Origin of the sequence: Mycolicibacter heraklionensis (assembly GCF_019645815.1) — a bacterium.
Classification (GTDB): domain Bacteria; phylum Actinomycetota; class Actinomycetes; order Mycobacteriales; family Mycobacteriaceae; genus Mycobacterium; species Mycobacterium heraklionense.
In genome coordinates this window covers 4913315-4926906 of record NZ_CP080997.1, presented here as the reverse complement: position 1 = coordinate 4926906, position 13592 = coordinate 4913315, and the positions used below count along the sequence as shown (strand labels likewise).

The window sequence follows — 13592 nt, the reverse complement described above, 5'->3', positions numbered from 1 at the left end:
AGTGCAACGTCACACCCGCTCGGGGATCCTCAATTAAGTTAGTTTTGCTAACGTAGTTTACATCGGCGCAGACCGCGCCCATGAAAGCCCAGAAAAATCACTTTCGCGAGATATTCATTAGAGGTTTGAACATGTCCACTGTTTCCCCCACTGCTGACGAGGAGCAACTCGCCCGCCGCATCGCCGATCTAGTCGCCACCGACCCGCAGTTCGCCGCTGCCCGGCCTGACCCGGCCGTCGCCGCCGCTGTCGAAGGGCAGTCGCGGCTGGCGCAGATCGCCCGAACCGTCTTCGACGGCTACGCCGAGCGGCCGGCGCTCGGCCAGCGTGCCGTCGAGTACGTCACCGATCCGGCCACCGGCCGTACCGCCGCCGCACTACTCCCACACTACGAAACCATCACCTACGCCGAACTGGGTGAGCGAGTCCGCGCCGCGGCCGCCGCACTGGTCGCCGGCGCGGTGCGGCCCGGTGACCGGGTCGCGGTGCTGGGCTTCACCAGCGTCGACTACACCGTCATCGACGTGGCGCTGGGCCAGATCGGCGCTGTGTCGGTGCCGCTGCAGACGTCCGCGGCGATCAGCACGCTGGTGCCGATCGTGACCGAGACCGAGCCCCGAGTCATCGCCGCCAGCGTCGACTCGCTGCCCGATGCGGTCGAGTTGGTGCGGACGGGTCCGGCGCCCACCCGCCTGGTGGTCTTCGACTACCACGAGCAGGTCGACGACCACCGCGAGGCGCTTGCCGACGCCCGGGCCCGGTTGGCCGGCGTCGAGGTGGTCGTCGAGCCGCTCGCCGACCTGCTGACCCGCGGCCGCTCTCTGTCTTTGCCGACCCAGGCGGACTCCGGCGACGACGCCGACCCCCTGGCTCTGCTGGTCTACACCTCGGGCAGTACCGGCGCCCCCAAGGGCGCGATGTACCCGGAGCGCAACGTGGCCCGGATGTGGGTGCGGTCCACCAAGAACTGGTTCGGCCCGACCGCCGTATCGATCACGCTGAACTTCATGCCGATGAGCCACATCATGGGCCGCGGCATCCTCTACGGCACCCTCGGCAACGGCGGTACCGCCTACTTCAGCGCACGCAGTGACCTGTCCACCTTCCTCGAAGACCTGGCCCTGGTCCGGCCGACCGAACTGAACTTCGTGCCCCGGATCTGGGAGATGCTCTACCAGCACTTCCGCAGTGAGGTCGACGGGCTCGGGGGAGACCGAGCCGCCGCCGAAGCGCAGGTCTTGGCGCAGATGCGCACCGAGCTGCTCGGCGGGCGGTGCGTCTTCGCGATGACCGGCTCCGCGCCGATCTCCGACGAGCTGCGGTCCTGGGTCGACCAGCTCACCGAGCAGCACGTGCTCAACGGCTACGGCTCCACCGAAGCGGGCATGGTGCTCTTCGACGGCGAAGTGCAGCGGCCGCCGGTCCTCGACTACAAGCTGGTCGACGTCCCGGATCTGGGCTACTTCGGCACCGACACCCCGCACCCGCGCGGTGAGCTGCTGCTCAAGACCGAGAACCTGTTCCCCGGCTACTACAAGCGTCCCGAGGTGACCGCCGAGGTCTTCGACGCCGACGGTTACTACCGGACCGGCGATGTGGTGGCCGAGGTCGCACCGGACCACCTGGTCTACGTCGACCGGCGCAACAACGTGCTCAAGCTGGCCCAGGGCGAGTTCGTCACCCTGGCGAAGCTGGAGGCGGTGTTCGGCAACAGCCCGCTGGTGCGCCAGATCTACGTCTACGGCAACAGCGCCCAGCCCTACCTGCTGGCCGTGGTGGTCCCGACGCCAGAAGCCCAGGCGCGCTTCGATTCCGACGCCGCCCTCAAGGCTGGGATCGCCGAGTCGCTGCAGCAGGTGGCCAAAGACGCCGACCTGCAGTCCTACGAGGTTCCGCGCGACTTCATCGTCGAGACCGAGCCGTTCACACTGGAGAACGGACTGCTGACCGGGATCCGCAAGCTGGCCTGGCCGAAGCTGAAGGCGCACTACGGCGATCGCCTCGAACGCCGCTACGCCGAGCTGGCCGAGGGGCAGGCCAGTGAGCTGAGCGAACTGCGTCAGCACGGCGCGCAGCGCCCGGCGCTGGAGACCGTCGGTCGCGCCGCCGCGGCGCTGCTGGGGGCCTCGGCCGGTGAGGTGTCTGCGGACGCCCATTTCACCGACCTGGGCGGCGACTCCCTGTCGGCGCTGACGTTCGGCAACCTGCTGCGTGACATCTTCGCCGTCGACGTGCCGGTGGGCGTGATCGTCAGCCCGGCAAACGATTTGGCGGCGATCGCGGACTACATCACCGCCGAGCGCAACGGCTCCGGACGGCCCAGCTTCGCCTCGGTGCACGGCCGGGACGCCGTCGAAGTGGCTGCCGCCGACCTGACCCTGGACAAGTTCCTCGACGCGGCGACCCTGGCCGCGGCCCCGTCACTGCCCGGCCCCTCCGAGCAGGTGCGCACCGTGCTGTTGACCGGTGCGACCGGCTTCCTCGGTCGCTACCTGGCGCTGGAATGGCTGCAGCGGCTGGCCCCGGTGGACGGAAAGCTGATCTGTTTGGTGCGGGCGAAGTCCGACGAGGATGCCCGCCGACGGCTGGACAGCGTCTTCGACAGCGGAGACGCGCGGCTGCTGGCTCGCTACACCGAACTGGCCGCCAAGCACCTGGAAGTGCTGGCGGGTGACAAGGGCGAGGCGAACCTCGGTCTGGACCAAGAGGTTTGGCAGCGGCTGGCAGACACCGTCGACGTGATCGTCGACCCGGCGGCGTTGGTCAACCACGTGTTGCCCTACAGCGAGCTGTTCGGCCCGAACGCGCTCGGCACCGCCGAGCTGATCCGGGTGGCGCTCACCGGCAAGATCAAGCCGTTCACCTACTTCTCCACAATTGGTGTCGGCGACCAGATTCCGCTGGGCAAGTTCACCGAGGACGCCGACGTGCGGGTGATGAGCCCGGTCCGTGCGATCAACGACGGCTACGCCAACGGCTACGGCACCAGCAAGTGGGCCGGCGAGGTGCTGTTGCGTGAGGCCAACGACCTCTGCGGCCTGCCGGTCGCGGTGTTCCGCTGCGACATGATCCTGGCCGACACCAGCTACGCCGGCCAGCTCAACCTGCCCGACATGTTCACCCGGATGATGTTCAGCCTGGTCGCCACCGGCGTGGCACCCGGTTCGTTCTACGAACTGAGCGCCGACGGCCAGCGGCAGCGCGCCCACTACGACGGCCTACCGGTGGAGTTCATCGCTGAGGCGTCCACCACGCTGGGGTCCTTCGCAAGCGGCGGGTACACCACCTATCACGTGATGAACCCGTACGACGACGGTCTGGGGATGGACGAGTTCGTCGACTGGCTGATCGAGGCCGGCTACCCGATCCGGCGGATCGCCGATTACGGCGACTGGTTGCAGCGGTTCGAGACCACGCTGCGGGCGTTGCCCGAACACCAGCGCCAGGCGTCGCTGCTGCCGCTGCTGCACAACTACCAGAAGCCGCAGCCGCCGATCTGCGGGTCGATCGCCCCGACGGACAGGTTCCGGGCTGCCGTGCAGTCTGCCGGGATCGGGCCGGACCCCGAGCATCCCGACATCCCGCATGTCACGCCGGCGGTGATCGTCAAGTACATCACCGATCTGCAACTGCTCGGGCTGCTCTAAACGCAGCAGTGAATCAGCCGCTCCGCGAAGCGGTTTCGGGACGGCTCCGGCCACCGCCAGCCCGGCGGCCGGAGCCGTCCCGGCCCGTTTGCGTTTGACGGTCCGGTGTTTCGATGCCACCATGGTGGAAATTGCCACGACATGCCCGTGTGTCTCGGCCGGAAGGAGGTGAGGGCAAAGTGAGTTCCAGTGACGGTCCGCATCCGTATCCGTGTTCCACGATCGATTTGTTCCTCACCGGCTCCGGCACCTCCACTGAAGGATTTTCCAGGGCCTGAACCTCGAGTTCCGCCAACCCGTACGGTTTGTGTCGGCCGGTGAGTATCCCGGCAGGAGAAAATCATGGCTTTCATCACCATCAGTGTTCTGGCTCTTCACAGCTCGATCGAGCACCAGGCGGGCGACCGCATGGTGAGCCGGCTGCGTAACCGCCTGGCCGCTCGCCGCGAAATGCGGCGCGAGCAGCGCGCCGAGCGCTACGTGGCGCACATGCCGACGGCGGTGCTCGGCGCCTGCTGAAGCGATGCGGTGGAGCCGCGCGCGACCACCACCGGTTGCGCCGGCTCCGTCGCGTTTCGCCTTAGGCCTGCACGATGATTGGGTCGCCCAGGTGCACCGAGTTGAAGTACCACGCAGCGTCGTCCGGGCTTAAGTTGATGCAGCCGTGGCTGACGTTCGAGTAGCCCTGCGAGCCCACCGACCACGGGGCGGAGTGCACGTAGACGCCGCTCCAGGTGACCCGAACGGCGTACTCGCCGTTGAGCAGGTAACCCTCCGGGTCGTTGAGCGGGATGCCGATGGTGCGCGAATCGAACTTGATGGTGCGCTCTTTCGACAGTGCGGTGAAGGAACCGATCGGCGTGGGGCGCTTGGGTTTACCCATGGATGCCGCCATGATCCGCTGGATCTCGCCGTTGACGCTCACGGTGAAAGTGTGGTCGGAGATGTCGGCGAGCCCCACGACCGCGTCGCCGGTCTCGAAACCCGTTGACATCCCGTGGGCGTCGACGCTGATCTTGCTGTGCGGTGACCAGTAGCCGTCCGGGACCCACTGCACGACGTCGCTGCTCGTCCACTCGAAGTGACCGGCATTGTTGCCCGTGGAGTTGATGTGGATCCCACGTTCGGCGGCCGCCCGGTTCTCGACCGGTCCGTTGAAGGTCACGATCACCGGGTAGGCCACCCCCACGACAGAGCCGGCGGCCGGCTCGATCGCCGCGACGGCCAGCCCCCGTGCCGGCGATGTCTGAGCCGCTTCGCTGATGCCGGCCGACGCCCCTATAGATACGACAGCCAGGGCCACCGACCCGGCAATCGCCACAATTCCCCGCCTCACGTTGCGCATGGCGTCCATTGTGCCAACTGCAACGTCATCAGCGCAGGTTTAGCCGTCGTCCGACGCGCTGAGCAGGTCTCCCCAGGCCGCCTCGGTCCCGGTCGAGCCGATGGTGTGGATCGCGAACATCGACCCACCGGCGAGCGCGATCACCACGGTCACGATCCCCAGCCGCAGCAGTGAGCCGACTTTGCTGCCGCGCGACAACGCCACGTGTAGCCCTGCCAGCAACGTCGCGGCGACCGCCAGGCCCACTGCCATATAGAGGCCGTACTCGCCGGCGGCCATGTGGGCGTCCAGCTTGGGAGACGGGGCGAACTTGCCGGTGTCGGCCAGCCACTCGCCGGCGGTGACCGTCAACGGCGTCACCAGCAGTGTGATGGCGGAAAACGTCACCACCAGCCAGACCAATCGGCGCCGGGCCGCCGGCCACACCGCGCACACGATCAGCAGGACCGCGGTCAGGGGAACCAGCGACACCACCACGTGCAGCAGCAGGACGTGCGCGGGCAACCCGGCGATGGTCGACATGGACGTCCTCTCTGCGGGGATCAGGCGGTGCTGGCGGCGTGCGCGGCCGCCGCCTCCGACAGCGGTTCGTAGCGGGCGAAGCCGCGGCTGAACGAACCGGCGCCGTGGGTCAACGATCGCAGGTCGACCGCGTACCGGATGAGCTCGGTCTGCGGCACTTCGGCCTTCACGCACGTGTGGTCGGCGCCGACTTTGTCGGTGCCCAGCACCCGGGCGCGGCGGGCGGACAGATCGCCCATCACCGCGCCTACCAATTCGTCGGGTATCAACACGGTGACCTCGTCGATCGGCTCGAGCAGTCGCACCGTCCCGTTGGTCGCGGCGTCGCGCAGCGCGGCCGCGCCGGCCATCTGGAAGGCGAAGTCTGAGGAGTCGACGCTGTGCGCCTTGCCGTCGGTCAGGGTGACCCGGATGTCGACCACCGGATAACCGCCGCCGGTGTCGTTGGTCAGCCCGCGCTCCATCTGGGCGCGAATGCCCTTCTCGACGCTGGGGATGAACTGGCGGGGCACGGCTCCGCCGACGACGCGGTCGACGAACTCGAAGCCGCCGCCTTGGGCTACCGGCTCCACTTCGATATCGCAGATCGCGTACTGGCCGTGTCCTCCGGACTGCTTGACATGCCGGCCGTGGCCTTTGGCCTTGCCGGAGAACGTCTCTCGCAGTGCCACCCGCAGGGCTACGGTGTCCACCGATACCGCATAGCGGTGGGCCAGCGCGTCCAGCACGATGCCCGAGTGCGCCTCGCCCATGCACCACAGCACGGTCTGATGGGTTTCCGGGTTCCGCTCGATGCGCAGGCTGGGGTCTTCGGCGGCCAGCCGGGCCAACCCGACCGCCAGCTTGTCCTCGTCAGTCTTGGCGTGCGGAATGACCGCGACCGGCAGTAGCGGATCGGGCATCGACCAGGGTTTGCACACCAGAGGTTCGTCCTTGCCCGACAGGGTGTCTCCGGTCTCGGCGTGGCTGAGTCGGCCGACAGTGCAGATATCCCCGGCCATCACGACGGTGGCCGGGCGCTGTTGTTTGCCGAGCGGAAACGCCAGGGTCCCGATCCGATCGTCTTCGTCGTGGTCGCAGCGACCGGTCCCATCGCCGAAAAACCCGGCGCAATGACCGCTGACGTGGATTCCACTGTCGGGCTTGATGGTTCCCGAGAACACCCGCACCAGGCTGACCCGGCCGAGGTAGGGGTCCGACGTCGTCCGGACGACTTCGGCCAGCAGTGGCCCGTCCGGGTCGCAGCTCAGCCCGGCGCGCGCGACGCCGTTCGGGCTGAACACCTCCGGCAGCAGATGTTCCGGCGGCGCCGGGAAGCCGGTCGCGATGACCCCGAGCAGTTCGGGAATGCCGAGGCCGGTGACGCTGCACACCGGGATGACCGGGAAGAACGAACCGCGGGCCACGGCCCGCTCCAGATCGGCGGTGAGAACCGCTCGGTCGATCTGCTCCCCGCTCAGGTAGCGGTCCAGCAGCGACTCGTCCTCCGATTCCTCGATGATCGCCTCGATCAACGCGCCGCGCTGCTGCTCCGCGCCGGGCAGGTCGATCGAGTCGGCCGCCAACAGCCCGATCAGGCCGCCACCCTCGGCCGGTGCCGGTACATACAGCGGCAGCACCGTGTCGCCGAACGCCGCCTGGGCGGCGACCAGGCGGGCGGGGAAGTCGGCCCGCGCGTGGTCCAGCTTGGTGACGACGACCGCGCGCGGCATGGCTACCTGGCTGCACTCCTGCCACAGCGCGGCGGTCGCGTCGTCGATGTCTTCGTTGGCCGCGATCACGAACAGTGCGCAGTCGGCGGCCCGCAACCCGGCGCGCAGTTCTCCGACGAAGTCCGCGTAGCCCGGGGTGTCGATCAGGTTGACCTTGACACCGTCGTGCGCCAGCGAGGCGCAGGCGACCCCGACCGAACGCTGCTGACGCAGCTCCGCGTCGTCGTAGTCGCAGACCGTGCTGCCGTCGGCGATGCAACCGGCTCGAGGCAACACCCCAGCGGCCACCAGCATCGCCTCGACCAGCGTGGTTTTGCCGGAGCCGGGCGGACCGACCAGCACGACGTTGCGGATGGCGGCCGGGGTGGCCGCGGTGGGGGCGGAACCGGCGCCCCGTGATGTCCCGGTCTTGTCTGCCATGGCAGCCTCCTCCGCAGATCAGCCTTCCCTCAACAGGCGCTGAGCACAAGAGTTGCGCCGCGGCGACATCTGCCCGGCCGGTCTATAGCGTTTGCCGGCCGGATCGGCGGTTCCGGTAAGCTGGGCATTCTTGTTTCGCGAGTCAGTGTGGCCCGACTGCAGGAGGTATGACGTATGAGCAGAGCGCATCGCCCCGTCCGGTGGCGGCTGCTCAGCGTGACGACCGCGGCGATCGCCACCGCGGGGCTGGTAGCGGTGCCGGTCCAGGCGTCGCCCACTCTGCCCGCTCCGCCGCTCGACCCGGGGGCGATGGTTGCCCAGGTCGGTCCGGCAGTGGTCAACATCGACGCCCAGATGGGCTACCAGAGCGCGGTCGGCGCCGGAACCGGCATCGTGTTGGACCCGAGCGGGGTGGTGCTGACCAACAACCACGTCATCGCCGGCGCCACCAGCCTGACGGCGGTCTCGGTCGCCAACGGCCAGAGCTACGACGTCGACGTGCTCGGCTTCGACCGCAGCCACGACGTCGCGGTGCTGCAGTTGCGCGGCGCCGATGGGTTGCCCGCCGCGAATATCGGCAACTCCTCGCGGGTCGCCATCGGTGACCCGGTGGTCGCCATGGGCAACGCCGGCGGTCACGGTGGCACGCCGAGTGCGGTGCCCGGGCGCGTCATCGGGCTGAACCAGACCGTCTCAGCGGCCGACGAGCTGACCGGCAGCACCGAGACCCTGACCAACATGATCAAGGCCGACACCGCGATCCGCCCCGGTGACTCGGGCGGTCCCATGGTGAACGCCGCCGGACAGGTGATCGGGATGAACACCGCGGCCTCGGACAACTACAAGTTCGCCCAGCCCGGCGGCGAAGGCTATGCCATCCCGATCGACCAGGCGATGGCCATCGCCGGCCAGATCCGGGCCGGCGTCTCGTCGAACACGGTGCACATCGGCGAGACGGCGTTCATGGGTGTCGGCGTGGTCGACAGCAACGGCGGCGCGCGGGTCGCCCAGGTGCTCGACGGCACCCCGGCCGCGGGCAGCGGTATCTCCCGGGACGACATCATCACCTCGGTCAACGGCCGGCCGGTCAACTCGGCCACCGACCTGACCGACGTGCTCGACCAGCAACACCCGGGTGACACCGTCACGCTGACGTGGCGCAACCCGGGCGGCGGCGACCACAGCGCCACCGTGACCTTGGTTCCGGGTCCGGTCGGCTGACGCGTTAGGCGCGCGTGCTAGATCAACGCTATGGCAGCGAAGCCAGGCTGTCATGGGTGCTTGCTGGGCTGGCCGGGGTCTTGGCCGCCACGGCGTACACCCATTCCGAGGGCTACTTCGTCACCTTCATGACCGGCAATGCCGGGCGTGCGGCGCTGGGGTTGTTCACCGACAGTCAGTGGATGTCGATCTCCGCCGCGGCCCTGCTGGTGTCCTTCATCTCCGGTGTGGTGATCGCCTCGCTGTGCCACCGTCACGTTTGGCGCAGCCGGCCGCACGGCGCGTTGCGCCTGACCGCCGTGTCGCTGCTGGCCGCGACCCTGACCGACTGGGTCGAGGGCGGGCCGGCGCTGCCGGTGCCCCTGCTGCCGATCCTGCTCGTCGCGTTCGGGGTGGGCGCGCTGAACACCACCTTCGTCCGCGACGGCGAAGTGTCGATCCCCCTGAGTTACGTGACCGGAACGGTCGTCAAGCTGGGGCAGGGCATCGAGCGCCACATCAGCGGCGGATCCATTCACGACTGGTTCTTCAATTTCATGCTGCTGACCGGGTACATCTCCGGGGCGGCTATCGGTGGCGTGATCAGCCTGTTCGTCGGCGGTACCTGGATGCTGGCTACCGCCACGGTCATCTGCCTGCTGGCCACCTGGTACAGCCACCGCTACGTCGACCGCCGCGGGCTGTGGCGCTGACCGCTCGCCCGCTCTAGCCGGTCGCCGGTCTCCCGGCAAACACGTCGGCGGCAGTGCCCGATTGCACTGCCGCCGACGTGTTGGGGGTCGATCAGGTCGGGTCGATGCCCACGCCCAGCGCGCGCTGGATGTCCGACTTCATCGCGACCAGCTGCTGGTTCCAGTACGGCCAGTCATGGGTGCCGTCGGACGGGAAGTTGAAGACCCCGTTGTTGCCGCCGGCCGCCGTGTAGTTCTGCTGGAACGTCTTGTTGGTGCTCAGTGTCATGCCCTCCAGGAACTTGGCGGGCAGGTTGTCGCCGCCGAGCTCGCTGGGCGTGCCGTTGCCGCAGTAGATCCAGATCCGGGTGCGGTTGGCCACCAGCCGCGGGATCTGCACCATCGGGTCGTTGCGCTTCCACGCCGGGTCGGACGACGGACCCCACATGTTGGAGGCGTTGTAGCCGCCGGCGTCACTCATGGCCATCCCGATCAGCGTCGGCCACCAGCCCTCGGACGGGTTCAGGAAACCGGAAAGCGCTGCCGCGTAGGGGAACTGCTGCGGGTAGTAGGCCGCCAGTGTCAGCGACGAGCTACCCGCCATCGAGAGGCCGACGACGGCGTTGCCGAACGGTGACACGCTCTTGTTGGCCTGCAGCCAGGACGGCAGCTCCCGGGTCAGGAAGGTCTCCCACTTGTAGGTCTGGCAGCCGGACTTGCCGCACGCCGGCTGGTACCAGTCGGAGTAGAAGCTGGACTGCCCGCCCACCGGCATGATCACCGACAACCCGGACTGGTAGTACTCCTCGAACGCCGGGGTGTTGATGTCCCAGCCGTTGAAGTCGTCCTGGGCGCGTAGGCCGTCCAGCAGGTAGACGGCGTGGGTGCCGCCGGGCTGGAACTGCACCTTGATCTCACGGCCCATCGCAGCCGAGGGCACCTGCAGGTACTCCACCGGCAGGCCCGGGCGGGAGAACGCCGACGCGTTGCCCGAACCACCGACAACCCCTACCAGGCCGCTCAGCAGCGCGGCCCCCACCGCCGCGACCATCAGCCGGCGCGGTAGCCGACGGGCCGCGTTACGCAACTTCTCAACGCTCTTCATAGCTCTTTCCCATCCGAATGTCGTGCGGTCTTGCCCTTCTGAACGGAGTCAAACACGGTGCGCCGCCGTGACCTGTTCGCCGCCACGGGTTTTCATATCGCGGTTCGGCAACGATTGAGATTCGGCGCGGACTCGCCACCGGCCGGGCGGGCGTTTGGGGTGGGCATATAGTCGACGTAATCATCGACGAAGGGCAGGTCATGCAGGCGAGTGCTCGGGTCTTGGGGACCGCTGGGGCCCCGTTGGCCGGAGTGCGCGTCATCGAGATCGCCAGCTTTGTCGCCGTCCCGCTCGCCGGAATGACGCTGGCGCAGCTGGGCTGCGACGTGGTGCGTATCGACCCGATCGGCGGTGCGGCGGACTACCGGCGCTGGCCGGTCACCGACGACGGCACCTCGATCTACTGGACGGGCCTCAACAAGGGCAAGCGCTCGGTGGTCGCCGATCTGCGCGCGCCCGAGGGCCAGCGTGTGGTGCAGCAACTGATCGCCGACAGTGGTGTATTGCTGACGAATATGTCTGGCCGACAATGGCTTTCCTACGACACGCTAGCGGCGCAGCGTCCCGACCTGATCCATCTTGAGGTGCTCGGACGTGCCGACGGATCTACCGCGGTGGACTACACGATCAATGCGGGTGTCGGTTTTCCGCTGGTCACCGGCCCCGGCGACTACGCCGCACCGATCAACCACGTGCTGCCGGCGTGGGATATCGCCTGCGGGCTGCACGCCGCCCTGGCAGTATCCGCCGCGCTGCACCGCCGCGACCACACCGGCGAGGGTTGCCGGATCCGGTTGGCGCTGGAGGACGTCGCGCTGGGCACCGCCAGCGCCCTGGGTTTCCTCACCGAGGCCATGGTCAACGGCGCCCGGCGGGAACGCATCGGCAATGCGGTCTACGGGCAATACGGACAGAGCTTCACCAGCGGCGACGGGGTGTCGTTCATGGTCGTCACGCTGACCGACCGGCACTTCCGCGATTTGGCCGAGCTGACCGGCTCGACGAAAGTCCTTGCCGCCCTGGCCGAAGCGCGCGGTATCGATTTCGGCGACGAAGGACAGCGCTACCGCCACCGCGACCTGCTGACCGGGCTGTTCAGCGGCTGGTTCGCCGAGCGGCCGGGAGTGCAGATCGAAGGAGCTTTGGCAGAAACGTCGCTGCTGTGGGACCGCTACCGCAGCTTTGCCGAGGTGGCCGGCGACGAGCGTCTGCGCGACAATCCGATGTTCGCGCCGCTGCATCAGCCCCGGGTGGGGGAGTACTTGGCGGCCGGGCTGCCGGCGTCGATCGACGGCGCTCATCCGCCTGCGGTCGCGGCACCCGCGCTGGGCGCCGACACCGAGCAGGTGCTGGCCGACCGCCTGGGGATGAGCGCCGAAGATATCGACCGACTGCGTCAAAGCGGCGCGGTGGCAACGGATTAGCAAAGGAGCTTCGAGCACGTGCGTACTTTTCGATCGATCGATGAACTTGCCGCATGCCAGGGCCAGGTGATCGGGCACAGCGACTGGGTGACCATCACCCAGGACGCCGTCAACCTGTTCGCCGACGCGACGGGCGACCATCAGTGGATTCACGTCGACCCCGAGCGTGCGGCCACCGGGCCCTTCGGCACCACGATTGCCCACGGATATATGACTCTGGCCATGCTGCCGCAGCTGATGGCGCAGATCAGCCGCCTCGACGGGGTCAAGTTGGCGATCAACTACGGGCTGAACAAGGTGCGCTTCCCGGCGCCGGTACCGGTCGGCTCCAAGATCCGGGCCGAGACCTCGGTGGTCGAGGTGGCCGATGTCGGCGGCGGCGCCCACCAGGTGACCTACTCGACCACGGTCTCCATAGATGGCAGCGCCAAGCCGGCCTGCGTCGCCGAGAGTGTCGTGCGCTACGTGCTCTGAGTACGGCCCGGCTTCGCGTCCCGGCCCCGGGGCCGGGACCCGAAGTAGTGCGCGACGATCGCCGCGATCTGCAGAAATCGGCGGCGGGTCGCCGGCGCCATCTCGGTCATCACGTCGATCACCCCGCCCGGGCGCAGGTGCGGGTCGAAGGGCACCTCAACCACCGCCTGGCCGTGCTGCAGGAACTGCGTCGCCAGTGCCGAGCGAGTGCGTCGGTCGGCGTGGCCGTCGGAGTCGTTGAGCACCACCACCGTGCGCTGCAGCAGCCCGCCCTGGCCGTGGTCGGCGAGCCACTCCATGGTCTTGGCGGCCGCGCCGGCACCGTCTGCCCACGGTGACGAGACCACGATCAGGGCGTCCAGGTCACGCAGCGCCTCTTGGGTCACCGGCGAGTCCATCGTCGAACCGCAGTCGATGATCGAGATGGTGAAGTGGCGGTCCAGGCGCAGCGCAGCCTCCCGGTACAACGCCGCGTCGAGGATCCGGCGACGTCCCGCGGCCGGCTCACCCACCAGCACGTAGAGTCCCGCCGCGTTGGCGCCCACCCGGCTGCTGATGTCGGCGAACGATTGCATGCTCTGATCGGCGGCCAGATCCCAGTAGGAACTGGTGGCGTGCGGATCGATGCGGCTGCCGAGCCGGCCGAACGCGGTGTCGGCGTCGACGGCCACCACATGGTCGGCCCGGCGCAGTGCGGCGAACACCGACCCGACGCTGGCCGCCACCGTCGTCTTGCCGACACCGCCTTTACCCAGTACACCGACCTTGAAGCTGCCGTTGGGCATGGACCGGATGGCCGCCTGGTAGGCCATTTCCTCCCGCTCGGCCGGTGACGGGCCCAAGTTGACCAGCCCCAGCGTCGCGGACAGCACCACGCGCCGCCAGCCACGGGTCGGCTGAGGCCGCGGCATCGGGGCCGACGGCGGGTAGGGCGCGGCCGCCGGCGGCCGCTGTGGAGGCGGCGTCCAGGGCCGCGGCTGTTGCTGCTGCGGCGGCACCCGCTGCCGCAGAAAGTCGTCGTCTGCGTTCATCGGCTCCTCGAGGCATACGG

11 protein-coding genes are annotated in these 13592 nt (G+C 68.4%); 6 read left to right on the top strand and 5 right to left on the bottom strand.

From position 1 onward, the window contains the following. Positions 1-131: 131 nt before the first annotated feature. Both car and K3U94_RS22835 read left to right on the top strand, forming a co-directional pair. On the top strand, positions 132-3647 hold the full coding sequence (gene car / locus K3U94_RS22840) for a carboxylic acid reductase (RefSeq protein WP_220695131.1): 3516 nt from the start codon (positions 132-134) through the stop codon (positions 3645-3647). Between the two features lie 342 nt (positions 3648-3989). Beyond that, a complete protein-coding gene (locus K3U94_RS22835) occupies positions 3990-4166 on the top strand; it encodes a hypothetical protein (protein ID WP_157864235.1) in 177 nt (58 codons plus the stop codon). Positions 4167-4227: 61 nt separating this feature from the next. Here K3U94_RS22835 and K3U94_RS22830 read toward each other — a convergent pair whose 3' ends face one another. Genes K3U94_RS22830 through K3U94_RS22820 form a run of 3 tightly spaced genes read right to left on the bottom strand, consistent with a single transcriptional unit; the run spans position 4228 to position 7646 of the window. Next, on the bottom strand, positions 4228-4983 hold the full coding sequence (locus tag K3U94_RS22830) for a L,D-transpeptidase (RefSeq protein ID WP_434084939.1): 756 nt from the start codon (positions 4981-4983) through the stop codon (positions 4228-4230). A gap of 48 nt (positions 4984-5031) precedes the next feature. Beyond that, the gene (locus tag K3U94_RS22825) at positions 5032-5514 is read right to left on the bottom strand and encodes a hypothetical protein (protein WP_047319166.1); all 483 of its coding nucleotides are present in this window, start codon (positions 5512-5514) and stop codon (positions 5032-5034) included. Positions 5515-5534: 20 nt separating this feature from the next. Next, positions 5535-7646, bottom strand: a complete 2112-nt coding sequence (locus K3U94_RS22820) for an elongation factor G-like protein EF-G2 (RefSeq protein ID WP_047319165.1) — start codon at positions 7644-7646, stop codon at positions 5535-5537. 174 nt (positions 7647-7820) lie between these two features. On the opposite strand from K3U94_RS22820, the gene K3U94_RS22815 reads away from it, so the two are divergent. Then, the gene (locus tag K3U94_RS22815) at positions 7821-8867 is read left to right on the top strand and encodes a S1C family serine protease (RefSeq protein ID WP_220695129.1); all 1047 of its coding nucleotides are present in this window, start codon (positions 7821-7823) and stop codon (positions 8865-8867) included. A gap of 14 nt (positions 8868-8881) precedes the next feature. Further along, positions 8882-9559, top strand: coding sequence for a YoaK family protein (locus tag K3U94_RS22810; protein WP_220695128.1), 678 nt, complete (start codon positions 8882-8884; stop codon positions 9557-9559). A gap of 91 nt (positions 9560-9650) precedes the next feature. Here the strand turns inward: K3U94_RS22810 and K3U94_RS22805 are convergent, their stop codons facing one another. Further along, the gene (locus K3U94_RS22805) at positions 9651-10643 is read right to left on the bottom strand and encodes an esterase family protein (RefSeq protein ID WP_047319162.1); all 993 of its coding nucleotides are present in this window, start codon (positions 10641-10643) and stop codon (positions 9651-9653) included. 200 nt (positions 10644-10843) lie between these two features. On the opposite strand from K3U94_RS22805, the gene K3U94_RS22800 reads away from it, so the two are divergent. Continuing rightward, complete coding sequence (locus tag K3U94_RS22800) at positions 10844-12067, top strand: CoA transferase (protein ID WP_220695127.1); 1224 nt, start codon at positions 10844-10846, stop codon at positions 12065-12067. 18 nt (positions 12068-12085) lie between these two features. Further along, a complete protein-coding gene (locus K3U94_RS22795) occupies positions 12086-12541 on the top strand; it encodes a MaoC family dehydratase (protein WP_220695126.1) in 456 nt (151 codons plus the stop codon). Here the strand turns inward: K3U94_RS22795 and K3U94_RS22790 are convergent. Beyond that, positions 12529-13572: a MinD/ParA family ATP-binding protein gene (locus K3U94_RS22790; RefSeq protein WP_220695125.1), complete on the bottom strand. Its 1044-nt coding sequence runs from the start codon at positions 13570-13572 to the stop codon at positions 12529-12531. The genes K3U94_RS22795 and K3U94_RS22790 overlap by 13 nt on opposite strands. Positions 13573-13592 lie beyond the last annotated feature (20 nt).